The organism is Bradyrhizobium sp. SPXBL-04 (assembly GCF_051853035.1).
Classification (GTDB): Bacteria; Pseudomonadota; Alphaproteobacteria; order Rhizobiales; family Xanthobacteraceae; genus Bradyrhizobium; species Bradyrhizobium zhanjiangense.
In genome coordinates, this window is sequence record NZ_CP182472.1 from 7763584 (window position 1) to 7789974 (window position 26391).

General features: G+C 64.5%; 23 protein-coding genes. 3 read left to right on the forward strand and 20 right to left on the reverse strand.

Annotated elements, in window-relative coordinates; translation table 11 throughout:
* Nucleotides 1-75 precede the first annotated feature (75 nt).
* Entirely contained in the window at nucleotides 76-720 is a 645-nt protein-coding gene (locus ACNJX8_RS37025) for a glutathione binding-like protein (RefSeq protein WP_128940104.1), read from the forward strand.
* Between the two features lie 51 nt (nucleotides 721-771).
* Here the strand turns inward: ACNJX8_RS37025 and ACNJX8_RS37030 are convergent, their stop codons facing one another.
* The 7 genes from ACNJX8_RS37030 to ACNJX8_RS37060 form a co-directional block, all read right to left on the reverse strand.
* Nucleotides 772-2064 (reverse strand): TRAP transporter large permease, encoded by a 1293-nt coding sequence (locus tag ACNJX8_RS37030; protein WP_439358684.1) that lies wholly within the window; start codon nucleotides 2062-2064, stop codon nucleotides 772-774.
* 34 nt (nucleotides 2065-2098) lie between these two features.
* Nucleotides 2099-2692 carry a TRAP transporter small permease subunit gene (locus tag ACNJX8_RS37035; RefSeq protein ID WP_439362032.1) on the reverse strand — a complete coding sequence of 198 codons (594 nt, stop codon included), beginning with the start codon at nucleotides 2690-2692 and terminating at the stop codon, nucleotides 2099-2101.
* Between the two features lie 10 nt (nucleotides 2693-2702).
* On the reverse strand, nucleotides 2703-3704 hold the full coding sequence (locus ACNJX8_RS37040) for a TRAP transporter substrate-binding protein (protein ID WP_128945083.1): 1002 nt from the start codon (nucleotides 3702-3704) through the stop codon (nucleotides 2703-2705).
* A gap of 24 nt (nucleotides 3705-3728) precedes the next feature.
* Nucleotides 3729-5387: a hydantoinase B/oxoprolinase family protein gene (locus ACNJX8_RS37045; protein WP_439358685.1), complete on the reverse strand. Its 1659-nt coding sequence runs from the start codon at nucleotides 5385-5387 to the stop codon at nucleotides 3729-3731.
* A gap of 2 nt (nucleotides 5388-5389) precedes the next feature.
* Nucleotides 5390-7474: a hydantoinase/oxoprolinase family protein gene (locus ACNJX8_RS37050; protein WP_439358686.1), complete on the reverse strand. Its 2085-nt coding sequence runs from the start codon at nucleotides 7472-7474 to the stop codon at nucleotides 5390-5392.
* 197 nt (nucleotides 7475-7671) lie between these two features.
* The gene (locus ACNJX8_RS37055; protein WP_439358687.1) at nucleotides 7672-8667 is read right to left on the reverse strand and encodes an alpha/beta fold hydrolase; all 996 of its coding nucleotides are present in this window, start codon (nucleotides 8665-8667) and stop codon (nucleotides 7672-7674) included.
* A 127-nt stretch (nucleotides 8668-8794) separates the two neighbouring features.
* Complete coding sequence (locus ACNJX8_RS37060) at nucleotides 8795-9718, reverse strand: NmrA family NAD(P)-binding protein (RefSeq protein WP_439358688.1); 924 nt, start codon at nucleotides 9716-9718, stop codon at nucleotides 8795-8797.
* Here ACNJX8_RS37060 and ACNJX8_RS37065 point away from each other — a divergent pair.
* Nucleotides 9626-10456 (forward strand): TetR/AcrR family transcriptional regulator, encoded by an 831-nt coding sequence (locus ACNJX8_RS37065; protein WP_439358689.1) that lies wholly within the window; start codon nucleotides 9626-9628, stop codon nucleotides 10454-10456. The genes ACNJX8_RS37060 and ACNJX8_RS37065 overlap by 93 nt on opposite strands.
* 10 nt (nucleotides 10457-10466) lie before the next feature.
* Here the strand turns inward: ACNJX8_RS37065 and ACNJX8_RS37070 are convergent, their stop codons facing one another.
* The 4 genes from ACNJX8_RS37070 to ACNJX8_RS37085 form a co-directional block, all read right to left on the reverse strand.
* Nucleotides 10467-11288, reverse strand: coding sequence for an NAD-dependent protein deacetylase (locus tag ACNJX8_RS37070; RefSeq protein WP_439358690.1), 822 nt, complete (start codon nucleotides 11286-11288; stop codon nucleotides 10467-10469).
* 76 nt (nucleotides 11289-11364) lie between these two features.
* On the reverse strand, nucleotides 11365-13164 hold the full coding sequence (locus ACNJX8_RS37075; protein WP_439358691.1) for a cation:proton antiporter domain-containing protein: 1800 nt from the start codon (nucleotides 13162-13164) through the stop codon (nucleotides 11365-11367).
* 212 nt (nucleotides 13165-13376) lie between these two features.
* Nucleotides 13377-14213, reverse strand: coding sequence for an SDR family oxidoreductase (locus ACNJX8_RS37080; protein WP_439358692.1), 837 nt, complete (start codon nucleotides 14211-14213; stop codon nucleotides 13377-13379).
* 73 nt (nucleotides 14214-14286) lie between these two features.
* Nucleotides 14287-15606: a solute carrier family 23 protein gene (locus ACNJX8_RS37085; RefSeq protein ID WP_439358693.1), complete on the reverse strand. Its 1320-nt coding sequence runs from the start codon at nucleotides 15604-15606 to the stop codon at nucleotides 14287-14289.
* A gap of 125 nt (nucleotides 15607-15731) precedes the next feature.
* Between ACNJX8_RS37085 and ACNJX8_RS37090 the strand changes: the two genes are divergently transcribed.
* Nucleotides 15732-17060, forward strand: a complete 1329-nt coding sequence (locus tag ACNJX8_RS37090) for a dicarboxylate/amino acid:cation symporter (protein ID WP_128940093.1) — start codon at nucleotides 15732-15734, stop codon at nucleotides 17058-17060.
* Between the two features lie 180 nt (nucleotides 17061-17240).
* Here ACNJX8_RS37090 and ACNJX8_RS37095 read toward each other — a convergent pair whose 3' ends face one another.
* The 9 genes from ACNJX8_RS37095 to ACNJX8_RS37135 all read right to left on the reverse strand — a co-directional run bounded on the left by ACNJX8_RS37095 (nucleotide 17241) and on the right by ACNJX8_RS37135 (nucleotide 26379).
* Entirely contained in the window at nucleotides 17241-18854 is a 1614-nt protein-coding gene (locus ACNJX8_RS37095; protein WP_439358694.1) for an ABC-F family ATP-binding cassette domain-containing protein, read from the reverse strand.
* 167 nt (nucleotides 18855-19021) lie between these two features.
* Entirely contained in the window at nucleotides 19022-19369 is a 348-nt protein-coding gene (locus ACNJX8_RS37100; RefSeq protein WP_128936549.1) for a RidA family protein, read from the reverse strand.
* Nucleotides 19370-19597: 228 nt separating this feature from the next.
* Nucleotides 19598-20719 carry an NAD(P)/FAD-dependent oxidoreductase gene (locus tag ACNJX8_RS37105; protein WP_439358695.1) on the reverse strand — a complete coding sequence of 374 codons (1122 nt, stop codon included), beginning with the start codon at nucleotides 20717-20719 and terminating at the stop codon, nucleotides 19598-19600.
* Nucleotides 20716-22134 carry an NAD(P)/FAD-dependent oxidoreductase gene (locus ACNJX8_RS37110; RefSeq protein ID WP_439358696.1) on the reverse strand — a complete coding sequence of 473 codons (1419 nt, stop codon included), beginning with the start codon at nucleotides 22132-22134 and terminating at the stop codon, nucleotides 20716-20718. Before ACNJX8_RS37110 ends, ACNJX8_RS37105 begins: the two co-directional genes overlap by 4 nt.
* On the reverse strand, nucleotides 22131-22427 hold the full coding sequence (locus ACNJX8_RS37115; RefSeq protein WP_128936553.1) for a (2Fe-2S)-binding protein: 297 nt from the start codon (nucleotides 22425-22427) through the stop codon (nucleotides 22131-22133). The genes ACNJX8_RS37110 and ACNJX8_RS37115 overlap by 4 nt, the downstream gene beginning before the upstream one ends.
* 31 nt (nucleotides 22428-22458) lie before the next feature.
* On the reverse strand, nucleotides 22459-23655 hold the full coding sequence (locus ACNJX8_RS37120) for an NAD(P)/FAD-dependent oxidoreductase (protein WP_439358697.1): 1197 nt from the start codon (nucleotides 23653-23655) through the stop codon (nucleotides 22459-22461).
* An 8-nt stretch (nucleotides 23656-23663) separates the two neighbouring features.
* Entirely contained in the window at nucleotides 23664-24470 is an 807-nt protein-coding gene (locus ACNJX8_RS37125; protein ID WP_091880538.1) for an ABC transporter permease, read from the reverse strand.
* The gene (locus ACNJX8_RS37130) at nucleotides 24467-25342 is read right to left on the reverse strand and encodes an ABC transporter permease (RefSeq protein ID WP_439358698.1); all 876 of its coding nucleotides are present in this window, start codon (nucleotides 25340-25342) and stop codon (nucleotides 24467-24469) included. The genes ACNJX8_RS37125 and ACNJX8_RS37130 overlap by 4 nt, the downstream gene beginning before the upstream one ends.
* A complete protein-coding gene (locus ACNJX8_RS37135) occupies nucleotides 25339-26379 on the reverse strand; it encodes an ABC transporter ATP-binding protein (protein WP_439358699.1) in 1041 nt (346 codons plus the stop codon). Before ACNJX8_RS37135 ends, ACNJX8_RS37130 begins: the two co-directional genes overlap by 4 nt.
* Between the last annotated feature and the right edge of the window lie 12 nt (nucleotides 26380-26391).

Consider the following 26391-nt stretch of genomic DNA (forward strand, 5'->3'; position numbering starts at 1 on the left):
TTATGCAAGACAGTACAAAAATCAATCTGGCCAGGTTGAGCGACACCCAGAAGGAATTGCCCAAGGAGGCTACAGATGGATCTCTATTTCTCGCCGCTCGCCTGCTCGATGGCGACCCGCGTGGCGCTGTATGAAGCTGGCGCCGAAGCGAACTATCTCGAAGTCGATCCGCCGACGAAGACAGTGCTGAGTGACGGCTCCGACTTCCGCAGCGTAAACCCGATTGGCCTCGTGCCGACGCTGCGCACCGACGAGGGCGTGGTGCTGACCGAGAACGCCGCGATCCTGCAATATGTTGCCGACCGTTTCCCGCAATCCGGCCTCGGCGCCGCTGCGGGCATCGAGCGCACGCGACTACATCAATGGCTCTGCTTCATCGGCACCGAGCTGCACAAGGCCCTGTTCGTGCCCGTGCTCGACCGCAAGGCGCCGCAGGAGGCCAAGGCCTATGCGCTAGAGAAGAATCTGTCGCGGCTCGACTATCTCGACAATCATCTCAAGGGACGTGAATTCCTGCTCGACCATTTCAGCGTCGCCGATGCCTATCTCGTCACGGTCATCAACTGGACCATGGCGACGCCGCCGATCGAGCTCGCGAAATGGCCGAACCTGAAGGCCTATTACGAGCGCCTGCGCCAGCGGCCCTCGATCGCGAAGGCGATCGCGGAGGAGTTCGAGCTGTACAAGGCCGAGCAGGCGCGGAAGAAGGCGGCGGCGTAAGCCAGAAGCATCGAAATGCCGTCCCGGCCGCTCAGCCGGGACGGCGCAAATCTATCCGTACAGCACCCGCGGCAGGATCGTGACGATGCCGGGCCACAATGTGAGCAGCAGCACGAAGCCGATCATGATCATGAGATACGGCATCGTCACGCGCGCGATGTAGCCGAGGCCGTCCTCGGTCAGGCCCTGGATCACGAACAAGTTGAAGCCGACCGGCGGGGTGATCTGCGCCATCTCGACAGCGAGAACCAGGAAGACGCCGAACCAGACCTCGTCGAAGCCCGCCGCCTTCACGATCGGCAGCGTCATCACGATCATCGAGAAGCCGTCGAGGAAGCAGCCGAGGACGAGATAGAAGACGACCAAAGCCACGATCAGCATGAAAGGCGACAGGCCAAGTCCCTTGACGAAGGCCGCCACCGCTTGCGGGATGCCGAGGAAGGCCGCCGCGTTGCCGAGGATCGAGGCGCCGAGCACGATCAGTGCGATCATCGAGCAGGTCACGACCGAGCCGATCAGCACGTCCCTCATCACCTGCTGCGACATCGCTCCTTGCGCCCAGGCGACCAGCGCCGCGCCGAGCACGCCGACAGCCGCAGCTTCCGACGGCGTCGCAAGCCCGCCATACATCGAACCGAGCACGCAGGCGATCAGGAACAGCGCCGGCGCGAGGTCCTTCAGCGCCGCGAAGCGCTCGCTCCACGGCACCTGCGAGAGTTTTGCTTCCGTCTCCGGCACCATGGTGCCGTTTAGGCTGGTGTGCAGCATCACCCAGGCCATGAAGGTGGCGGCCAATAGCAGACCAGGCAGCACGCCGGCGGTGAACAGCTTCAGGATCGAGACGTCGCCGAGCACGCCATAGATGATCATGATGTTGGACGGCGGAATCAGGAAGCCGAGCGTGCCGGCACCGGCGAGCGAGCCGATCGCGATGTCGCGGGAATAGCCGCGGCGCAGCAGCTCGTTCAGCGACATGCGGCCGATCACCTGCGTGGTCGCGGCCGACGAGCCCGAGATTGCCGCGAAAATGGTGCAGCCGATCACGTTCACATGCAGCAGGCGGCCGGGCAAAAGCCCGGCCCAGGGCGCGAGCCCCTGAAACAGCGAGCGCGACAGGCGGGTGCGAAACAACAGCTCGCCCATCAGGATGAAGAGCGGCAGCGCCAGCAGCTCCTGCGTGGTCAGGATGTTCCAGGCATATTGCGGCAACAGCTTGTCGAGCGGGATCGAGCGGAACATCGCGAGCAGCAGCGTCGCGGTGAGCGCCAGCGTCAGGCCGATCCAGACGCCGCAAGCCAACAGCGCGAACAGGATCGCAAACAGGGCAACGACTTCGATGGTCATGGGATCCGCTGTGCGGGGATTGGCGTGTGGGCGATCATTCGACGGGCGAGGCCTTCATGCGGTGATCCTCCAGCGGCAGGCCGAGCATGGCCTGGATCGCACGCGCCAGGAACTGAAGCGTTAGCAGCAGCATGCCAAAGGTGACGACGGCTTGCGGAAACCACAGCGGCGTATCGCTCGAGGTCGAGACCTGGCCGCGCACATAGGCGCCAAAGGCGAACTTTGCCATCGCCGAGGTCAGGAACGCCATGAAGGCGAAGCCGGCCGCCGCCGACAGGATCTCGAGCGCGCGCTGCACCAAGGCCGGCGCGTTCTTGAGCAGCAGCACGACACGGATGTGACCGCCGACACGCAAGGTCATGGCGGCGCCGAAGGTGAAGGACGCCGCCATCAGATAGGACGAGTATTCCCAGGCGATTGAGATCGACGGCGGGAAGAATGAAAAGAAGTTCGAGAGGAAGCGCGTTGCGACCTCGCATAGCATCAGCAGTGTCAGCATCAACAAGCAGCCGCCGCCGATCCAGCCGTCGAGCCGGCCGAGGCGGTCGATGCCGTCGAGCAGGATGCGCAGCGGCGCCGGCGCCGCTGCATTGAGACTCTGCGGAGCTTCGGGCGAGACGCTCACCACGACGTCGCCCTCAGCCACGCTTCATTTCGGCGAGATAGGCCCGCACCGGCTTGTCGGCCGCCGGCACACGCTTGAGGAACGCATCGAGCTGCGGTGCGGTCTTGCTGCGGATGGCCGTCATCATCGCGTCCGAGACCGGTACCACCTCCATGCCGCCCTCCTTGAGACGGTTGAGGCTGTCGACGTCGGCCTTGAGAGAATTGGCCCAGAATGCCGGCTCCATCTTCGCCGCGATATCCGTAACGAGCTTCTGTTGATCGCTGGAGAGCGCCTTCCAGGAATCGAGATTGACGGTGAGCATCTGCGACGACCAGACGTGGTTGGTCGGGTAGATGTATTTCAGGAACTCCCAGAACTTTCCGTCGACCCCCGAGACCGCCGAGGTGGAAACGCCCGAGACCGCACCCGACGCCAGCGCGGGAATCGTCTCGCCCCAGGGAATCATCACCGGCGCCATGCCGACCACGGCCAGCATGTCGACGGCGTTCTTGTCGGGCACGCGGATCTTGATGTTCTTCAGGCCCTCGACGTCGGCGACCTTGACCTTGAGGTGCAGATATTGCGTCGGCCACGGCACGATGTAGAGGATCTTCTGGTTGTTGCGGGCGGCGACCTTCTCGTATTCGGGCCGCACATATTTGTGCAGCACCTTCAGTTCGTCCATCGAGCCGCAGAGGAAGGGGATGCTCTCGACGCCCATGAAGGGTTCGTCGCCGACCTGCTGGATGTTGAGGACGTCAGCGAGCGGCACCAGGCCGTCGCGCACGGCGCGCAGATGCTCGGGGCCCTTGAAGCCGAGCTGGCCCCCGGCCTTCACGGTGATCGCGACCGAGCCGCTGCTCTGCTTCTTCACCTCTTCCGCGAAGGCAAAAGCGTTCTGGGTGTGGAAATTGCCGTCGGGCCAGACCGTTGACATGTCCCAGCTGACCGTAGCCGCCCGGGCGCGGGTGGAGATGTGACCAGCGGCCAGCAGCGTCGCTGCACCCGCGGTGAAATTCCTTCGCGTAATCATTGCTCCCCTCCGTTTACCATCGCGTCACCGCGCGTACCCATAAACTGCAACTGCATTGTCTGAAGACACGAAACCGCTCTCGACGTCGTCCTTCACCGCCGCGCGCTCGCGCTTGCCGGGATCGCCAATGCCGGCGCCGCCCGGTGTCAGCACCACCAGCCGGTCGTCCGGCGGCACCTGCTGAAAGCCTTTTCCACGCAGCTTCTTGCCGGATTTGAGGCCGACATAGCCGGCCTCGCCGTCCCGGCCGCCATCGCGCCCGCGCGGCGGATGATCGATGCGATCGAACGCCGCCAGGATGTCGAACGGCGCATCGACGCCGCTGCCGACCTCGATGATCTGACCGAGCCCGCCGCGGGTGCGCCCTGCCCCGCCGGAATCCGGACGCAGCTCCTTGCGCCAGAAGATCAAAGGTGTCTGCGTCTCTGCGATCTCGACCGGCGTGCCGCGCACGCCGCTGGGATAGGCGGTGGCCGACAGGCCGTCCTTGCCGAAGCGCGCACCGGTGCCGCCATTGGAGGTCACCGCCATCGAGAACCCGTAATTGCCGCCGGCGCCGCTTCGCGTCTGTCCGCGGACATTGAGATTCCACAGGCACGACGTGCCTTCGGCCGGCACGCGCTCGGGAATGATCTGGCGCAAACAGCCGAACACGACGTCGGGCAGCATCTGGCCGATGACGTGACGCGAGGCGACCGGCGCAGGCTTCGGCGCATTGAGGATCGCACCCGCCGGCGCCGACACCGTCAGCGGCGAGAGCGAGCCGGCATTGTTCGGGATGTGCGAGGCGACGACGCAGCCGAGGCCGAACACGGTATAGGCCGTGGTGTAGGACAGGGGCACGTTGATGCCGAAATTGGAGGCGGCTGAGGTGCCGTCGAAATCGACGTGGATGCCTTCGTCCGAGATGGTCAGCGTCGCTGCGAGCGTCACCGGCGCATCATAGCCGTCGACGACCATGGTGTTGCGCCAGCTGCCCTTTGGCAGCTTTGCGACCTCGGCAAGCACGGCCTCGCGCGAGCGGTCGCAGATGTAGTCGCCGAGCTCGTCGAGCGTCTCGATGCCGAACTCGTTCATCATCTCGACCAGGCGCTCGCAGCCGACGTCGTTGCAGCCGGCCAGCGAATAGGTGTCGCCCTCGGTGTCGATCGGCAGCCGCGTGTTGGTGCGGATCATCGCCATCAGCGTCTCGTTGACGACGCCCTGGTCGATCAGCTTCAGCATGGGGATGTAGAGCCCCTCCATGAACACGTCGGTGGCATCGGGTCCAAAACCGATGCCGCCGATGTCCATGAGATGGCTGGTGCAGGAGAACAGCGCGACAGGCTTGCCGTCCTTGAAGCAGGGCGTGGTGACGACGAAATCGTTGAGATGGCCGGTGCCCATCCAGGGATCGTTGGTGATGTAGGCATCGCCCTCCTTCATCGTCTCGATCGGAAAATGGGCAATGAAATGCTTGACCGATTCCGCCATCGAGTTGACGTGGCCGGGCGTGCCGGTCACCGCCTGCGCCAGCATGCGGCCCTTGAGGTCGAACACACCCGCGGAGAGGTCGCCGCATTCGCGCACGATCGGGCTGAACGCGGTGCGGAGCAGCACCTGCGCCTGCTCCTCGACCACGGCGATCAGCCGGTGCCACATGATCTGGAGATCGATCAGGCTCGCGCCGCTTGCCTTGCTCATGATCAGGCCGCCTTTCGTTCCATGACGATGCTGCCGGCACCGTCGATATGAGCATCAAAACTGGTCGAGACGAAGGTGGAGGTCTCGTCCTCGGCGATTACGGCCGGGCCCGCAATGGTGGCACCGGGCGCCATGTCCTCGCGGCGATAGAGCGGGATCTCGATCACCTCGCCTGCGCGGCCGTCGAAGAACTTGCGGCTGCCGACTGCCTTTCCGACGGACTTGCGCGCGACGGCCGCGACCGCGGGTGGATTGCGCGCCTCGGTGGTCGCGAGCACCGACCAGCTCAACACCTCGATCGCGGCACCCGGGATCGGCCGCTCGAACATCGCTGAATAATCTGCCTCGAATTTCTGGCGCAGACCGGCGAGATCAGCGGTCGCCAGCCGCCGGTTCGGCAGCTCGACCGAGATCTCATGGCCCTGGCCGACATAGCGCATGAAGGCGGCGCGGCGCTCCCGCACCGGCGCGCCGGCGGCGCCGGGCTCGACCAGCGCGCGCGCTTCGGTCGCCATCTCCTGCAAGAGATCAGAGACCGCCTCGGTGTCGAAATCATCGAGCCGGACGTGACGGCTGCGCACCAGCTCGTAAGCGATGGGCGCCGCCAGGAATCCGACGGCCGATCCGACGCCGGCATTCGAGGGCACGATCACGCGGGAGACGCCGATCTTCTCGGCGACGCGCGCCGCATGCAACGGCGCAGCGCCACCGAAGGCGATCAGCGTGTGCTGGCCAACCACGGCACCGCGCTCGACCGCATGCACGCGCGCCGCGCTCGCCATGTTCTCACAGACGACCTCGTGCACGGCATAGGCCGCGGTTTCCGCCGACAGGCCGAGCGGCTCGCCGACGTCGCGCAGCAGCGCCTGCTTCGAAAGCTCCGGATCGAGCTTGATCGTGCCCGCCGCAAACGCATCGGGATCGATCATGCCGAGCGCAACGTCCGCGTCCGTCACGGCAGGACGCTGGCCGCCGCGGCCGTAGCAGGCCGGTCCCGGCTCGGACGAGGCGCTCTCGGGACCGACGGTGACACGCTTCATCGCGTCCACATGCGCAATCGAGCCGCCGCCGGCGCCGATCTCGACCATCTCGATCACGGGGATGCGCACCGGCAGGCCGGAGCCTTTGAGGAAGCGCGCGGCACGGTCGACCTCGAACACGCGCGAGGTCTCGGGCTGGTACTTCTCGATGAGACAGATCTTTGCAGTGGTGCCGCCCATGTCGAACGACAGCACCTTGCTCTCGCCCAACCTTGCGGCAATCTGCGCCGCGAAGATGGCGCCGCCGGCCGGGCCGGATTCGACGAGACGCACCGGAAAGCGCCGCGCCGTCTCGATCGAGGTGACGCCGCCGCCGGAGGTGACGAGATAGATGGCGCCGCGGAACTGCTCGACCTGCAAGGCATCGGCCATGCGGGCGAGATAGCCGTCGATCAGCGGTTGCACATAGGCGTTCGCTACCGCGGTAGAGGTGCGCTCATATTCGCGAATTTCCGGACACACCGCCGACGACACGGTCACGGAGATGCCAGGCATCTCCTCGCCCAGGATCGCTGCGGCGCGGCGCTCGTGCTCGGGATTGGCGTAGGAGTGCAGGAAGGCGATCGCGACGCTCTCGACGCCTCGCTCGCGCAATTTTGGCGCGAGCGCGCGCACAGCAATCTCGTCCAGCGGGAGCCGAACGGCACCGTGCGCGTCGATGCGCTCGGGCACGGTAAAGCGCAGGCTGCGCGGCGCCAGCGGCTTCGGCTTGTCGATGCTGAGATCATATTGGTCGTAGCGGCTCTCGGTGCCGATATCGAGCACGTCGCGAAAGCCGTCCGTTGCGATCAGAGCGGTTTTCGCGCCGCGGCGCTCGATGATGGCGTTGGTGGCGAGCGTAGTGCCGTGGATGAAGACGTCGATGTCGCTGATATGCGCACGCGCATCAGTGAGGATGAGGCGCATCCCGTCCAGCACCGCCTGCTCCGGCCGCTGCGGCGTCGTCAGCACCTTGCGCGTCTTGCGCGCCTCGCCCACGTCCAGCACGATGTCGGTGAATGTGCCCCCGATATCGACGGCAAGCCGCACCTCGGCTCCCTCAAGCATTCCAAATTCTCCGCGCTGATCGTCATAACTCAGGGTGAAACTGAGCAATTTTCATACCAGCGAACGTGCCGGTCGAGAAGGCGGTTTTGCGTGGCACCTATGCAGCATTGCCAAGTTGGCTTGGACGACCTCCCTTGCAAATCAGGGCCGGTTGTTCGACCGGCCCTGATGACGACGCTTTGCGGAAGCCACATCGCTCAGGAGCGGCTCGGCAGTGCGCGCATGAATTCGACGAGCGCGGCGCTGACTTCGCCTGGCCGCTCCTGCTGAGTCCAATGGCCGCACCCCGGAAGCATCTGGACCTTTCGCAAGCCGGGAACGAGAGTCTTCAGATTTGCGAGCAACTGGTCCGTTCCGGGGGAAGACAGCAGGAAGTCACGATCGCCCGCCATGTAGAGCGCGGGTATGGTGACCTGAAGGCCTGTCAAGGCACCCGTGATTTCCCAATTGCGATCGAGGTTACGGTAATAGTTTAGCGCGCCGCGAAAGCCGCTTCGTCGAAACTCCTCTCCGTAATGGTCGACGTCGCTTTCGCTGATCCAGGATGGCAACGTTGCCGGCGCACCGGGTCCTTGCAGGAAACCGCCACCCTTCGGGACCATCGCAAGGTTCGTCGGTGTCCCGCCGGCCGCGCGAGCCGCGGCCACGCCGTCGCCGGACGCGCCAAACAGCATGTTGCGAAGGGTCGCGCGCGGATCGCGTCCAAACTCAGCCTCCGCAGGACCCGGCTCCTGGAAATAGAGCTGATAGAATTGCGCAGTCTCGGTGCGTGGCATGAGACTGGTCGGTGGCGCCTTGGCGCGCGGCCGGAACGGGACGCTGAGCGCGGCGATGGCCCTGAAGCGATCAGGGCGCGTGAGAGCCGCCTGCCAGGCAACGCTGGCGCCCCAATCGTGCCCGACGATGACGGCAGTCGGCACGCCCAACGCATCGAGAATGCCGATCATGTCTCCGACGAGATGCAGGATCGTATATTGGTCGATCGCCTGCGGCGCGTCGCTCTTTCCATAACCGCGCATGTCGGGAGCGACGACGCGGAAACCGGCGGCGGCAAGGTCGCCGATCTGATGCCGCCAAGAATACCACGTCTCGGGGAAGCCGTGGACCAGCAGCACCAGAGGCCCTTCACCCTGCTCGGCAATGTTGAGGCGGATTCCGTTGGTTTCGATAATTCGCTGCTTGATCCCAGTCATTCTTTCACCTCGTTCCGAACTTGCCGCAAAAGCGCTTGATGACATTGCGCGGGGCGCCGCCTGCAATGCGAGCGGAGCCAAGGCCGCAGCCAGAAACCGGCGTCTGTCCATGTGCATTCCCCTCGGGCTAGGCCTTCGCAGCAGGCGCAAGCAACTCGGACTGTCGCTCGCGGACGAATTGTTGAAATGTCTTCGGCTGTGCGCCACCGATTTTTTCGATGGTATCCGTCGCAACGAAACGCGCAGCTTCAGCCGGGAGCCGGGCAGCCCGCAGCGATTTCCAGAGCGAGGAGAGGTGCTCGACCGCGTGCGCATTCCAGCCTCGCGACAGGACTTCGCTGCGCCACTCCGCGTCGGTGATTTCCTCGTAGTGGACGTCCCTGTCGAAGACGTGCGCGAACGCCTTGACGATGTCGCCGATGGAATTGACGCTCCCGATGATGGGATAGGCGGATCCCGCGACCTGCTTGGGGCCAACGAGGAGACCCACGGCGACCCGCGCCACGTCTTCAGCCGAGATCAACGGCAGAATGGTGCTCTCGTCACCTAACGGCAGGCGGATTGCACCGCGCTCCGGCAGGTTCGCGCCGACAAGACGAGCCACGTTCTCGTAGAAGACGGTGGCCCGCAAATGCAGCGGGCCGACGCCTGCCCATTCGAAAACCTGTTCGGACAGATAATTCTGCCGCATGCGCGGGGTCGGTGCATCGATCGATGACTGATACATCACGAGATTGACAAGCCGCGAAATACCATGCCGGCGTGCTGCGAAGGCCATTGCCGCGGTTGCTTCTGCCAGTCCGTCCTGGACGGGATAGGCAAAATAGATCGCCGAGACGTCCTTTGCCGCCTGTTCAACGGAGCGGACGTCGAGGAAGTCGCCGACGAAAATCTCTGCGCCGAGCGACTTGAGCCTGTCGGAACGACTGTCGATTTGGCGCACGAGCGCGCGGATCTGATGGCCGCGCCGGAGCAACATTTCGGACACGTGCCGGCCGGTCTGACCTTGGGTGCCCCCTGCGGCGGAGGTCACGAGGATTGTCTCTCTCATCGTCTCGGTCCTTTCCTGTTTCACTACATTCTGGTACGATGCGGTACCACGCGAAACGGATATGGTACCGATTGGTACCAAGTCAAGAGGAAGATTACGTCGATGAGTCCGAAGAAGGAGCCGCCCCAGGAAAACGCCGATGGACTTGAGGCCCGGAAGCGGATCCTGAACGCAGCGCTTTCCGCGTTCATGGAAGGTGGCTACGCGCAGACGAGCACTCTGGAGATCGCGACGCGTGCGCGCGTTTCCAAACGCGAGCTCTACTCGCTGTTCGGCAACAAGGAGGCGATGCTGGTCGCATGCATCACCGAACGCGCCCAGCGGCTCAAGGCACCGGCGGACCTTCCCACGATCCGCAGCAGGGACATGCTGGCAAGAGTGCTTGCCGCGTTTGGGTCGAAGCTATTGACGGAAACGACCGATCCGGTCGTCGTCGCCGTGTTTCGGCTGGCCATATCCGAGGCCGTACATGCACCAAGAGTTGCGCATGCGCTAGATACCGTCGCCCGCAAGCCCATCCGCGATTCACTGCGGATGATCATGGCGGACGCCAGATCAAAAGGTCTTCTTGCCGGTGACCCCGACGCGACGACCGAGAAATTTCTTGGATTGTTGTGGGGAGATCTGATGACGGGCCTACTGCTACAGGCCACCAATCGCCCGAGCACTAACGAGATCGCACGGCGAGCAAGCGAGGCGTCGACCGCGCTCCTGAAGCTCTATCCGAAGTCCGGCTAGCCGTCCATCTTCAGAGCAGGAATGCGAGCGCCGCCTCGCAGCGCTCCTCGACCTTCAGCGTCAGGAGATCGTCGGCCCGGGTGCGGCCGAGATTGACCGCCGCAATCGGAATATTGCGCTGCGCGGCAGCCCGGACAAAGCGGAATCCGGAATAGACCATCAGCGAGGAGCCGACGATCAGCATGGCGTCGGCCTGCGCCAGATGATCCTGCGCCGTGGCGACGATGTCGCGGGGGACGTTCTCGCCGAAGAACACGACGTCAGGCTTGAGGATGCCGCCGCAGGCCTCGCAGGCCGGCACTTCGAAGGACGAAAAATCCTCGTGCTCCAGATCGGCGTCGCCATCAGGTGCATCGGCGGCATCGAGCGTCAGCCAGGCTGCATTCGCGCGACCAAGCGCGTGCTGAAACTCATCGCGCGGCGTCTTGCCACCGCAGCCCATGCAACGGACCAGATCGAGCCGACCATGCAGGTCGATCACCTGGCGGTGGCCGGCGGACTGATGCAGCCGATCGACGTTCTGGGTCAGCAGCATCCCGCACCGGCCATTCGCCTCGAGCCGGGCCAGCGCATGATGCGCATCATTCGGCTTCGCATGGCCGAACCGCCGCCATCCAATCAGACTGCGCGCCCAATAGCGCCGGCGCGTATGCTCGTCCGACATGAAAGCCTGGAAGTTGACCGGTTGGGTCCGCTTCCAATTGCCGTGGCTGTCGCGATAGTCGGGAATGCCCGAATTGGTGCTACAGCCGGCGCCGGTCAGCACGAACAGCCGTTCGTGCCGGCCGATGAAATCCTGGAGCGGAGGGTTTGCCCGCGGAGCATTTGTCATGGCGCAGATGTAGTCCGCGCGGGTGGGTTTTGCCAGATCACGACAGTCCGCAGCGCACGGCCGCCCGGATAGGCGGCTATCTCGGGGACCGGCGCCCCGTGCTATCGAGGAGACGAGTTTTCTCTTCTGCTGCAATGCGGGCGGCTTGCTGCAATGTCAGCCGAAATTCGTCCCGCTTCTCGTGCACCGAGGCGATTGCATGCCCGACCGCGACTCCGAGGCCGATCAGTGCGGCTTCGGAAAGTTGCAGGCTTGCCTCGATGGTTTCCGGCACCGCATCGGTTGCGCCGATCGCATAGAGGTGACGGGCATGATCGGCGTCCCGCGCACGTGAGACGATCAGCACGTCCGGCCGCACTGCGCGAATCCGCTCGACGACGGCATCGATCGCTGCTCGCGACTGAATGGTAATGATCACACCAGTCGTCTGCATCAGGCCGCAGGCTTCAAGAAAGCCCGGTTCTGTCGCATCACCAAAATAGACCTTATGACCGTCGCGGCGGTCGCGCGCCACGGCGACTGCTTCGTTATCGATCGCGATGTAGTTCAGGCCGTGGCTCGTCAGCAGCGAGCAGACGACTTTTCCAACGCGGCCGTAGCCGACCACGATGGCCTGCGCCCGGTCGCCGGGCGGCCGAACCGTCAGTTCGGGATCGAGGGTGCGCTCGCTCCCCAGTTTCGCGGCCAATCGTCGTCCGAGCACGCCCAAAAGCGGCGTCAATGCCATCGTCACGGCGGTGATGGCGACGGCAAAGCTCGACACGCGAGGTTCGATCAGGCCGAGCGCCGCCGCCATCCCGATGCTTACGAAAGCGAATTCGCCGACTGGACCCAGCAGGAAGCCGATCTCGATCGCCGACGGCCACGAGAGCCTGAAGAGGCGGCCCAGGATGATGAGTACGATCGCCTTACCCGCCAGAACGCCGATAACGGCGGCCAGCAGCCAACCGGGCTCGCGCATGAACACGCGGAAGTCGATGGCCATACCGACGGTGAAGAAAAAGATGCCTAGCAGCAGGCCCTTGAATGGATCGACGGTGGCCTCAATGGCCTTGCCGTACTCCGTTTCCGCCAGCATCAGTCCTGCAACGAATGCTCCGAGCGCCATCGACAGGCCGGCTTGGTGCGCGGCAAGGCCTGCGCCGACGATGACGAACAAGGTCGCCGCGACGAAGAGCTCCGTCGAATGGGTGCCCGCAACCAGCTGGAACAGCGGACGCATCAGCAGCCGTCCGATCAGAATGAGAAAAGCGACCGCTACTCCGGCCTTCAAGATCGCACTGGAGATGTGCGCCACGACGGAGCCACCGCTGCCTGCGCCAAGCACCGAGACGAGCACCAGAATGGGAATCACTGCAAGGTCCTGAGCCAACAACACCGAGAAGCTGGCGCGCCCCGCAGTGGTCGCAAGCCGTCTCTCGGTGGACAGAAGCTCGAGCACGATCGCCGTCGAGGACAGCGCAAGGCTCGCGCCGAGGATCACGGCTGTATCGGAATCCTGCCCCGCGAGAAGGGTCACGCCGAAAATGATCGCGGACGTCGCCAGCACCTGCAGGCCGCCAAGCCCGAACACCAGGCGTCGCATCGTCACGAGCCGCCTGAAAGACAGTTCGAGCCCGATCAGGAATAGCAGGAACACGACGCCGAGATTGGCGATACCTTCGACGTTCTGCGCGTCCGCCACGGTGAACCAGTACAGGAACGGGAGTTCTCGAACGAGCGAGCCGAGTCCGAGCGGGCCGAGAATGGCGCCGGCACCGAGATAGCCCAGCACCGGATTGATGCCCCAATGGCGGACAATTGGCACCACCACGCCGGCAGTGCCGAGGACCACCAGCGCGTCACTGTAGGCATTGATGTTTATGGTTGTGGTCACGAGCCCATCATGTGTCGGCGCCTGCCAATAGCGACAGCGTCGTCCACGGTCGATAGCACACGGCGCCGCAGACCCCTACCCGGCTCCAATCACCAATTCCCGCGGTGCATCGGTGTCCAGGTAGCCGCGGCGAGATGGCTTGGCTCGCGATAATGATCTGGTCATGCAACCCGGTCGGGCCGCCGCAGATGCGCACGCTTCCAAGTTGACGTTCAGCTCGCCCAATTGTCCCGGAATTCGGGGAACAGCGTCAGGCCTCCGCAGGCATAGATGGTCTGTCCGGTGATGTAGCTCGAATCATCCGAGGCGAGGAAGGCGAACACGGCGGCGATCTCTTCGGGGGTGCCGACGCGGCCGAGCGGAATGTGGGAGGTGACGACGCCGCGCTTCTCGGGATCGCCGGTCCAGGCCGCATTGATCGGCGTATCGATCGCACCGGGACCTACCGCATTGACGCGGATGCCTTGGCCGGCAAATTCGAGCGCCAGCGTCCGCGTCAGGTTGGCCATGCCGCCCTTGCTGATCGAATAAGCGAGATAGCCGGGCTTTGGGATGATCTGGTGGACGCTGGAGCAATTGATGATGCTGCCGCCTCCGCCGCGGGCGACGAAATGCGCGAGCGCCTTCTGGGCGCAAAGCACGGCGCCATTCAGATTGACGTCGATGATGCGGCGATAGGTTTCGACGTCGAGTGCTTCGCTCGGCGATTCCTGCTGGAAGCCGGCATTGTTGACCAGACAGTCGAGGCGCTTCCAGCGCGCCAGGATCGTCTCGAACATCGCGGCGATGTCCTGCTCGTTGCCGATATCGGCCTTGACGATGATGTGATCGAGCCTGCCGTGGCCACGATCGCCCGACGCCGTCCGCGCCAACGCGAGCGTCTCCTCGGCGCTTTGGGGGTGATCGAAATAATTGATGGCGACGGTCGCGCCTTCCTGGGCGAGCCGGATGGCGACAGCGCGGCCGATGCCTTGTGAAGCGCCGGTCACCAGCGCGTATTGGCCGATGAGGCGCGAGGGAAAGGAATTTGAGCGATTGGTTTGTGGCATGAGTTCTCTCCGGGGATGCCTGATCATCGACGGAACCCGTCCTTTGTTCCATCTCTCAACGCATTGCTGTGATTCATTTGGCGTGGCGGGCGACCGTCAAGGTCAGGATCTGGTAGAGGATGATGGCGTCGAAGGTCGCGGTGCCGATTCCGCCGATCGTGAACGCACCGAATTTGAGCGTGAGATCGCCGGCGCCTGCGGTGAGTGCCACCGCGACGGTAATCAGGTTCGCGGGATTTGCGAAGTCGACCTTGTTCTCGACCCAGATCCGTCCCGCCATCGCCGCGATCAACCCGAACAGCACGATCGACAGGCCGCCGATGACGGGGCCGGGGATCGACAGGATGAGTGCGCCGAATTTCGGCGAGAAGCCGAGCAGGATCGACACCGTGGCCGCGAACGCGAACAACAAGGTGGAATAGACCTTCGTCGCCGCCATGACGCCGATGTTCTCGGCATAGGTGGTGACGCCGGTACCGCCGCCGCAGGCCGCCACGATGGTCGCGAGACTGTCGGCAAACAGGGCGCGGCCGAGATAGGCATCGAGACTCCGGCCCGTCATCGCGCCGACGGCCTTGATGTGACCGAGGTTCTCGGCGACGAGAATGATCGCAACCGGCGCGATCAGGAAGATTGCATCGGCATGGAAGCTCGGCGCGGTGAAGTTTGGGAGGCCGAACCACGGCGCGGCCGAAAGTTGCGTGAAGTCGATCGGCTTGCCGAAACCGAGTCCGTTTGCGAACAGCAAGTACAGGAGATATCCGCCGATGGCACCGACAATGATCGGCAAGCGGCGCCATAGGCCCGGCGCCGCGACGGCGACCACGCCGATGATCAGAACGGTCGCAAGCCCGATCCAGGTGTCGAACGTGCCGGTGCTCACAGCCTTCACAGCCACGGGCGCAAGGTTGAGTCCGATTGCGGCGACCACGGCGCCGGTGACCGCCGGCGGCAGCAGCCTTTCGATCCAACCAACGCCCGACCACATCACGATCAGTGCAATCAGGCCGTACAGCACACCGGCTCCGACGATGCCGCCGAGCGCAACTGACAGGTTCGGGTTTGGCCCCTGCCCGGCATAACCGGTGGCAGCGATGACGACGGCGATGAATGCGAAGCTCGAGCCGAGATAGCTCGGCACGCGCCCCGCGACGATGACGAAAAAGATCAGCGTGCCGATGCCGGAGAACAGGACCGCAACATTGGGATCGAACCCCATCAGCAGCGGCGCGACGATCGTTGAGCCCGACATTGCGACGCAATGCTGGAGACCGGAGACAATCGTCTGGCCCCAAGACAGCCGCTCCTCCGGCATGATCACGCCCGAGGTCTTGAGTTTCCAGCGCGGAAAATAGCCTTGCATTTGCTCGTCGGAGCCTGTTGCAGTCGACATGTTTCCCCCGAGTTGCCGTGCAGCGGACGATCTTCGTGCGATCCGACAAAAATGTGATTGTCGCTCCCGCGAAGGCCATCACATGATGCAAATCAAGCAAGATCAATACGTTCCGGGCCTACCATATGACACAAGTCGCGATCCAGCCAGCCGTCCTCCGCCGGCACCAGCCCTGGTACAAGATCCTCTACGTCCAGGTGCTGATCGCGATCGCGCTCGGCGTGCTCATCGGCTACTTCTATCCAAATCTCGGCAAGGCCTTGAAGCCGCTCGGCGACGGTTTCATCGCGCTGATCAAGATGATGATCGCACCGGTGATCTTCTGCACCGTGGTGCACGGCATCTCTTCGATGGGCGATCTCAAGCGCGTCGGCCGCGTCGGGCTGAAATCGCTGATCTATTTCGAGACGGTTTCGACCGTCGCGCTTGCGGTCGGTCTGCTCGTCGGCGAGATTCTCCAGCCCGGGCGCGGCTTCAACATCGATCCCGCCACGATCGATCCGAACTCGGTGGCGACCTACGTCACCAAGGCCAAGGAAGAGGGCATCGTCGCCCATCTGATGGCGATCATACCCGACAGCTATCTGGGCGCCATCGCGCGGGGCGACCTGCTTCAGGTGCTGTTGATCTCGATTCTGTCAGGCTTCGCCATCGCTTTCCTCGGCAAGGCCGGCGAGCCCATTGCGGACGCGATCGACAAGGCCGCAAAAATGTTCTTCGGCATCATCCGCATCATCGTGCGCGTGGCACCGATCGGTGCTTTCGGCGCGATGGCCTTCACCGTCGGCGCCTACGGGCTCGGCTCACTGCTCAACCTCGCCGCCCTGATCGGCACATTCTACCTGACCAGCATCCTGTTCGTGCTGATCGTGCTGGGCGCGATCGCACGGCTCGCCGGTTTCTCGATCCTGCGCTTCATCGCCTACATCAAGGACGAGCTGCTGATCGTGCTCGGCACCTCGTCCTCGGAGACGGTGCTGCCGCAGATGATCCAGAAGATGGAGCATCTCGGTGCCTCGCGCTCGGTGGTCGGCCTCGTCATCCCAACCGGCTACAGCTTCAATCTCGACGGCACCAACATCTACATGACGCTGGCGACGCTGTTCCTGGCGCAGGCCACCAACACCCATCTGACCATCTGGCAGGAGCTTGGCATTTTGGGCATCGCCATGATCACCTCGAAGGGTGCGTCGGGCGTCACCGGCGCCGGCTTCATTACGCTCGCCGCGACGCTCTCGATCGTGCCTGATATCCCGATCCAGTCGATCGCGATCCTGGTCGGTATCGACAAGTTCATGAGCGAATGCCGTGCGCTGACCAATCTGATCGGCAATGGCGTCGCCTGCGTCGTCATCAGCCTCTCCGAAGGCGAGCTCGACCGCGACGCCCTGCACGAGACCATGGCCCATCCGCTGGAGATCGGCGAGGCGCTGGAACCGGGCGGCAGTGCATAGCACGCCGGTTCCGATGCGGTAGTTTCCCGGAATGGAAAAACGGTGAGATACCCGTCACAACAATCGCGTTGGGATCACCGATTGATAGTCAATCTTTCCGCCCGACGCGCTGGGGGCAGGGCGTCGGGCTTTTGAAAATCTCCGCCAGGACTAGCCGCCATATCGGGACGTAAGGCGGGATCAGATGATCCCGCCATTGACGCGAAGCTCCTTGCCGGCAAGTTCGAGCCGACGCGTGATCCCGATCGCCCGCAAGAATGCCTCGTCGTGACTGACGACGAGCAGTGCGCCGTCATAAGCCCTCAGGCCCGCTTCAACGGCTTCGATCGACTCGATGTCGAGATGATTGGTCGGCTCGTCCAGGATCAGCAGGGACGGCGGCTGTGAATCGCCCAGCACGCAAGCAAGGCCCGCGCGAAACATTTGTCCACCGCTCAGGCTTCCCACGATCTGCAAGGCAGCATCGGCGCGAAACATGAAGCGAGCCAGCGCGGCATGGCACGCGTTCGCACCTGCCGTTGGATTGAGGCGACCGAAATTGTCCAGGATGGAGAGCGCAGGATCAAGCAGGCTAACTTTCTGGTCGAACAGCGCGAAGTCGGGCCTGACCCGCACGGTACCCGAAACGGGGCGCAACTCGCCGGCAATGAGTTTCAGCAGCGTTGTCTTGCCGGAGCCGTTCGGCCCGACGACCGCAACGCGCTCCGGCCCGACGATCGCGAGCGAGAGATCGCGCAAGACCGGCTGCTCCGGCTGATAGCCGGCGCTGACGCCGTCGAGCCAAAGCACCTCCCTGCCCGCCGGCAGGCCAGTCGCCGGCAGTTTCACCGACAACGGCTGAAGTATCTCGACGCGCCGGCGCACGGTGTCGACGGCCTCGGCCGCTTCCGCGCGCCGCCGCTCGGCGATTTGCGCGGTCTTGCCGCCGCTGTCTTCGCTGCGATCTTTGCGCGCGCCGGCCAGGATGCGCGGCATGTCGCCCTTGGCACGCTTCTTCCTGCCGCCGCTGTCCTTGCGCGCCTTCCGTTCCGTAGCCTCCTGTGCCTTGCCGTCAATCTCGGACAGGTGCCTCTCAGCATGTGCGAGGTCGTGCCTGACCGCTGCGAGCTCGACGGCCTTCTGCGCGCGAAAACTGCTCCAATTGCCGCCGTATCGGGTTGACCCGAGCGACGTCAGCTCGACGATCGCATCCATCGTTTCGAGCAAGTTCCGGTCGTGGCTGACCACGATCGCGCCGCCGCGCCAGGCGGCGAGGAGCGCGGTCACGGCCTTGCGTCCGTCCTGGTCGAGATTGTTGGTGGGCTCGTCCAGCAGCAGGAAGTCGGGCTCGGCAAACACCAGTGCGGCGAGGCGAACGCGCGTGATCTGGCCGCCGGACAGGCAGCGCAGCTCCGTGTCGGGAGACGGATCGAACCCGAGGCGCGCGAGGGCGGTCTGAAGCCGCGCTTCGAGCGTCCAGTCGATCGTGGCGGTGTCGTCGACCGAGGCGCCGCCCTGCTCCGCACGGCGAAGCAGCTCTAGTGCCAGCCGCGCGCCGAACAGATCGGCCACCGTCGCATCTGCAGGCGGTTGAACGTCCTGGCGCAGCACGCCGATGGTCCCGTTGACAACAATGCGCCCGGACTGCGGAACATGCTCGCCCAAAATCGATGCAAGCAGCGTCGTTTTCCCGACGCCATTGCGGCCGACGAGACCGGTCCGCTCGGCCGCGAATGTCAGATCGATGTTGGAAAGAAGCGAACGGCCGTCAGGCGTGGACAGCGACAGGTTCGACAGGATGATCGAAGCAGGCATGGAATTCCCCGTGAGCAAGGCGGATGGGCTTTGCGGTCGGGGTAAAATCCATGGCTGCGAAGTTCCTGATTGAGAGCTCTCTAACTAGTGCCGCAGAAGCGCAAGATCAAGCCGCAGTTTGGACGACAGCGCGAGGGAAGCGCTGACATCCCTAGTGGTCGGCGCGATCAGCCCTTGAGCGCGGTGACCACCACCTCGATCAGAGCATTGCCGCCGAGGTCGGCGACGCCGACGGTGGCACGGGTCGGCAGATTGTCGCCGAAGAACTCGGTCCAGGCTGCGTCCATCTCCTTCTTCTTGGAGAGATCCGTAACGAAGATCGAGGCGCTGACGATGCGGTTCTTGTCGGTTCCCGCTTCCTTCAGATAGCCGGCGATCTTGCCGAGGATGTTGCGGGTCTGCTCGCCCATCGAGCCCGAGGTGTCGTCGGCGATGGTGCCGCCGAGAAAGACGAAGCCGTTGGCCTCGACGGCGCGGTGCATGATCGGCGTGCGGATGCTGCGGGTGATGCTCATGATGTCCTCTTCTTAAAGCGTGGAAGGAGTTGAGTTCGGCTGAGGGCCACGAAGGAGGTGCGCCCCCTCTCCCGCTTGCGGGGGAGGGCCGGGGTGGGGGTGTCTCCGCATTGGGACTTTCCCCGTGTGGAGAGAGCCCTCACCCGGCGCTTCACGCCGACCTCTCCCGCAAGCGGGAGAGGTTGAGCGAGCTCGGGGCAAACGATCGGATACGACAACTTCTTGTTCCTAGAGCGTGGACGGATGGAAGCGGTCGATGCCGAGATCACTGACGCGGGTCTGGGTGCCGCCGTTGACGATCAGCTCCGCCATCACGGCGCCGGCGCCAGGACCGAGCTGGAAGCCGTGCAGTGAGAAGCCGAACTGGTGATAGAGGCCCTGGTGACGCGAGCTCGGGCCGAACACGGGGATATCGTCCTTCATCTTCGCCTCGATACCGGCCCAGGCCCGCATGATCGTGGCGCTGCGCATCACCGGAAACAGGTCGAACACGGTGCGCGCGCTGACAGCGAGGCTCTTCCAGTCCAGCACCGTCTCGTTGCGGTCCTGATAGGGCGTTGCAAGGTGGCCGCCGCCGATCAGCACGGTGCCGTTGGAGAATTGCTTGAAGGACAATTTGCGGCCGCGCAGGATCACGACGGGATCGATGAAGTGCGGCACGCGCGAGGTGATCATCAGCATCGGCGCGACGGTTTCGACAGGAACGGGCTCGCCGAGGGCAGCGGCAATCTTGCCGGCCCAGGCGCCCGCGGCGTTGACGAGCACCGGTGCGGCATAGGTGTCCGAGCCGACGTCGACATGCCACAGACCGTCATTCCGCCGGATGTTGCCGGCGGCCTCGCCCTCGCGCACCGTCGCGCCAAGCTGCTCGGCCTTGCGCCGGAACGCCGTCGTCGTCTGCGCCGGATTGGCAGCTCCATCGCGACGCGACACGACGCCGCCGGGACAGGTCTCGGCGACCGCGGGCACGAGCCGCCGCAGCTCGGCCGCATCGACCAGCTCTTCATGGGTGAAGCCGAGCGCATTGAGCTCGGCCACACGCGCGCGGCAGACCGCAAGCTCCGCCTCGTTCTCCGCAACCAGCACCTGGCCATGGCTCTCAAAGCTGCAATCGTCGTCGACGAGCTCGGTGATCTTCTCCCAAATCCCCATGGAACGGATCGAGAGCGGAATCTCAGGGATGTGCCGCGCGAGCTGGCGCACGCCGCCGGCGTTGACGCCCGAGGCGTGCCGGCCGGCATAGTCCTTCTCGATCAGCACCGGCTTCATGCCGGCAAGGCACAGATGCAGCGCGGTCGAGCATCCGTGGATGCCGCCGCCGACGACGATTGCATCCACGTTTTTGGTCATCCGCGCACCACCGCCTTGACGTCGGCCTCGCTGTTCGGGACGGCGGCGAGCTCGGCGAGCGTGATCGGCTTCACCGGCGCGCGCAGCCGGTAATAGCCGATCTCCTGCGGCGTCTTCCCGCGAGCCTGCGCCATCAGCTCGGTGACGGTGAGACCACAGAGCCGGCCTTGGCACGGACCCATGCCGGTGCGGCGATAGGCCTTGAGCTGGTTCGGCCCCGTCGCACCGATCGCGACGGAGTCGAGAACGTCCTTTGCGGTGACTTCCTCGCAGCGGCAGACGATGGTGTCGCCTGTGGGAATGCGGAACTGTTGCGGGGGGCGGAACAGCGTATCGAGGAAGACGCGGCCACGTTCGGCCTTGGCAAGATCGGCACGAAGCGCCGCCATCGATGTGAGCGTCGCGGCAGCCGCTGGCGCCAGCGCTTCCACCGCCGCGCGCGCCGCGATGCGACCGCGCACCACGGCGGCATTCGCGCCACCAATGCCGGCGCCATCGCCGGCGATCGCGATGCCGGCGACCGACGAAGCCCCGCTCGCATCGAGCACCGGCGACCAGCACAATTGCAGATCATCCCAGCGATGCTCGATGCCAGCCGACATCGCCAGATTGACGTTGGGCACGACGCCCTGATGCAACAGCAACAGATCCGCAGGAATGGTCTCGCGCTTGCCGGCGGCGACATAGCTCACGCTCGCGAGCTGACCCTCGCCGGACGCAGAGAGCTCCGTCACCCCTGATACGACCTGCACCTTTGCTTTCACCTCGCGCATCATCGACAGTCCCTTGGCGAAATAGGGCGAGGTCAGGAAGGCGAAGGCGTGTGGCAGCGCGGCGAAATAATTGCCGCGCTCGGTGGTGTCCAGGATGCGGTCGATGCGGCCGCCGAGACGCAGGATCTGCGCGGCGAGCAGCCAGAGCAGCGGCCCCTGGCCGGCGATCACCGTGCGTCCGTCAGGCACCAGCGCCGACGACTTCAACATCGTCTGCGCCGCGCCCGCCGTCATCACGCCCGGCAGCGTCCAGCCGGGAATCGGAAACGGCCGCTCCAGCGCGCCCGTCGCGAGGATCACACGCTGCGCCTTGACGAAGGCAGAGGCGCCGCCAATGGAGACCGCGATCTCGAGATTGCGGTCGAGGCTCCAGACCGTCGCGCGATGGATGACCTCGGCGCTGCTGGTGCGCAATGCCTGCACGAGATCGGCACCGGCCCAATAGTCGGCCCCGAGCTGATTGCGCTCCGTGACCGGCGTCGAGGCGATGGCGCGGAACACCTGACCACCCGGACCGATGTTCTCGTCGAGCAGCAGCGTCGACAGGCCGGCTTCAGCAGATGTCGCAGCCGCGGCGAGGCCGGCGGGACCGGCGCCGATCACCACGACGTCGTAGGCTTCGCGTTTGGGAGCCACAGTCATTTTCCGATCTCCCGCTTGCCCTTCTGGATCTCGACCTGCATGCCGTCGGCGACGGGCACGAGACAGCCCTGGCGGTTGCCGACACCGTCGATTGTGACGAGGCAATCGAAGCACACTCCCATCATGCAGTAAGGCAGACGCGGCGCGCCGCTCACCGCGGTCGACCTGCGCACGTCACGGCCGGAGGCCAGCAGCGCCGCGGAGACGGTGTCGCCCTGACGTGCCGCGACGGCGACGCCATCGACGAAGATCTGCACGTTTGGGCGCTTGTCCTGTTCGGATCGTCTAAACATGGGGATGCCTCTTGGCTCCTTCCTTGGATCTCTAATAACCGCTGTTGTTCGCAGCGCCGGCACCGCCAAACCGACTGGCCGAGAACGCGCCGACCAGCTCGGGCTCAAGCGCGCCCTGCGCCACCATGCGCGCGATTTCAAAGGCGTGGTTGGAGGCGAGCGTCACGCCGGAATGACAGCAGGCGACGAAGGCGCCGGGATGCGTCTCCGACTGGTCGTAGATCGGAAAGCCGTCCTGCGGCATGACGCGGATGCCGGCCCAGCTTCTGACGACATTGAGCCGCGACAGGTGCGGGAACATGCGCTGGGCACGATCGGTCATCACGGCGCTGATCGAATGCTTCAGCGTGCGGTCGTCGAGCTCGTCCTCCTTGCTGTCGCCGATCATCACCGTGCCCTCGTCGGTCTGGCGGATCGTGGTCAGCGGATGCGGCAGGAACGGCATGGTGCGCTCGGTCACCACGATCTGACCGCGGGTCGGGCCCATCGGCGCGTAGAGTCCGACCATCGGCGCCAGCGTCTGGTTGGCATTGCCGGCGGCAAGGACGATTTTGGCGGCGCGCAGCTCGCCCTTCGGCGTGGTCAGACGGAATTCGCCGCCGCTCTTGCTGATCGCCGAGACCAGACGCTCCGGAAAATAATCGATGCCGAACGCCCTGAAGCCGGTATGAAAGGCGCGGAACGTACGCAGCGAATTGACGTGGCCGTCGAGCGGGCAATAGCTGCCGCCGGACACTTCCGGGCCGATCAGCGGCAGCGACTTCTTCACGTCGGAAGCGGAGAGCATCTCCATCTTGTAGTCGGCGGCGCCGACCTGGTTGTGCATGCGCTTGACCAGCTCGGCGCGCTGGCCGAATTCGTCCTCGCCGAGCGTGAGGTGGAAGCCGCCGTTCTGCTGAAGCGAGACGTCGAGCCCGGTCTGCTGCTTCAGCTCCGACGCCAGCCGGCCCCACGCCTGCGACGCCTGCACGGTCCAGACCGTATAGACGGGCATGCCGAGCCCCTTGCTCTGCACCCAGACCAGCGCAAAATTCGCGCGCGAGGCGCGCTTGGTGATGTCGCCTTCGTCGAGCACGGCTACGCGATTGCCGAGCCGGCCGAGGCCCCAAGCAATGGCGGAGCCGAGCAAGCCGCCGCCGACGACGGCGACGTCGTATTCAGACTTTTGTTTTGACGCGTTTTCTTTACGCGAACCGGCGTCCACTTCGCTCGAAAACGCTTTAGACATAGATTCTCCTATCGTCCCGTATCGCCCTTGCCGGCGAGCACGCGGTCGAGCCCGTAGAAGCGGTCGAGCAGAATGAGGGCGGTCATGGTGATCGCGATCACGCAGGCCGAGACCGACGTCACCAGCGGATCGATGTTGTCCTGGATATAAAGGAACATGCGCACCGGCAACGTCTCGGTGCCGGGTGCCGCAAGGAAGACGGTCATGGTGAGATCGTCGAAGGACTGGATGAAGGCGAGTGCCCAGCCGCTGATGACGCCGGGCAGGATCAGCGGCAAGGTCACACGGCGGAACAGCGTCCAGCCGCCCGCGCCGAGCGAGACCGCCGCCATCTCAACCGAAAGATCCATGCCGGTTGCGGCCGCGAGAGTCAGCCGCAACGCGAACGGAAACACGATGATGACATGCGCGATGATCAACGCCGCGAAACTGCCGCCCAGACCGGCGGAGGTGAAGAAGCGCAGGAAGGCGATGCCGAGCACGACGTGCGGAATCATCAGCGGCGACAGGAACAGCGCCGCCAGCGCATCGCGGCCGCGGAAGCGGTAGCGCGCGATCGCCAGCGCCGCCGGCACCGCGAACAGCAGCGCCACCAAGGACGACAGCGCCCCGAGGCCGAGGCTGACCCAGAAGGCGTGGATGAATTCGGGGTAGTTCGCGATCGTCCTGAACCAGCGCAGCGAAAAACCGTTGGTCGGCAACGACAGGAAGCCCTCGGGTGTAAACGCGACGAGGCAGACGACCAGGATCGGCGCCACCATGACGATGACGAAGATCGTGTGGAAGATCAGCGCGAGCGGGCCGTTCCGTCTCATCGGAACACCTCCGCATAGCGGCGCTCGACCAGCCCGTTGCTGCCGACCACGATCAGCACCAGCGCCACGAGAAGGAGCGTCGCGACCGCAGCACCGAGTGGCCAGTTCAGCGTGTTGAGGAATTCGTCATAGGCGAGCGTCGCAGCGACCTTGAGCCGGCGGCCGCCGATGATCGCCGGCGTCGCAAAGGCGCTGGCCGATAGCGAGAACACGATGATCGCGCCCGAGAGCACGCCCGGCATGATCTGGGGCATGATGATGCGGCGGATGATGATCGCAGGTGTCGCGCCGAGCGACATTGCGGCATTCTCGATCTGCGGATCGAGCCGCTGCAGCGCCGCCCACACCGACAGCACCATGAACGGCATCATCACATGCGCGAGCGCGATCACCATGCCGGTTTCGGTGAACATGAAGGGAATGGGGGAGCGAATCATCCCGAGCGACATCAAGAGCTTGTTGACGAGCCCATTATTGCCGCCGAACAGCAGCGCCCAGCCGAGCGTCCGCGCCACCACGGAGATCAGCAGCGGGCCGAGGATGATCAGCAGGAAAAGGCTCTTCCAGCGGCCGCTCATGCGGTTGAGGATGTAGGCTTCGGGTGCGCCGAGCACGGCGGTGAGCAGCGTGGTGAGAATAGCGATCCGAAACGTCCGCCAGAACATTTCTGCGTAATAGGGATCGGTCGCGATCTCGTGCCAGTTCTTCAGGATGAAGACCGGCTCGATGCCCTTGTACTGGCCCCAATCGTGGAACGACAGCATCACGGTCATCGCCAGCGGGATCAGCAGCACGCCGACGAACAGCATCAGCGCAGGCGCCGTCAGCGCCCATGGCGCACGCGCGCTGCGTTCCTCGGCGGCCGCGCTCATGCGACGCTCCTCGCGCGCACGCTCATATCCTCCGGCCGCCAGGCGAGATGAACGGCCTCGCCTTCGGTTGGCTGGGCGTTGCCATCATTCTGGCGGATCACAATCGCCGGGCCGCATTCGCTGTCGCACTGGAACAGCCAGTGGTTACCCTGGAAGATGCGGGTGACGATTTTTGCGCTGAGGCCGGCACCGCCAAAACCGATGCGCTCGGGGCGGATGCTGATGGTCACCGGGCCATTGGGGCCGGCCGGTGCCGGCGCACTCCAGGAGCCCGCAGTCAGCCGCGCCGGTGTGGCCGTTCGATCGATCGATGCTGCAAAGTCGTTGGTCTTGCCGAGGAACTGCGAGACGAAGGCCGACGCCGGCTTCTCATAGGTCTCCTGCGGCGTGCCGATCTGCTCGATGCGGCCCTGGCTCATCACCACGATGCGGTCGGACAGCGACATCGCCTCATTCTGATCGTGAGTGACCAGGATCGTGGTGGTGCCGATGGTGCGCTGGATCTGGCGCAGCTCGATCTGCATCTCCTCGCGCAGCTTTGCGTCGAGATTGGACAGCGGTTCGTCGAGCAACAGCACGCTCGGCTTGATCACCAGCGCACGGGCCAACGCTACGCGCTGCTGCTGGCCGCCGGACATCCGGCGCGGGTGACGGTCCTCGTAACCGGCAAGGCCGACCATCGCGAGCGCGGCACGGACGCGCTCGGCTCGCTCAGCGCGCGGCACGTTGCGCATCTCCAGACCAAATGCGACGTTTTCCGCCGCGGTCATGTGCGGAAACAGCGCGTAGCTCTGAAACACGATGCCGAGCCCGCGCTTGGCCGGATGAATCGCGGTCAGATCCTTGTCCTCCAGGCGGATCGCGCCGCGCGTGGGATCAAGGAAGCCCGCGATCATCTGCAACGTCGTGGTCTTGCCGCAGCCGGACGGGCCAAGGAAGGAGATGAACTCCCCCTTCCCCACCGACAGACTGAAGTTGTCGACCACAGTCTGCGTGCCGAATTGTTTGGCGACCCGATCGAGCTCGAGATAGGCCATGCGCGGTCTCCG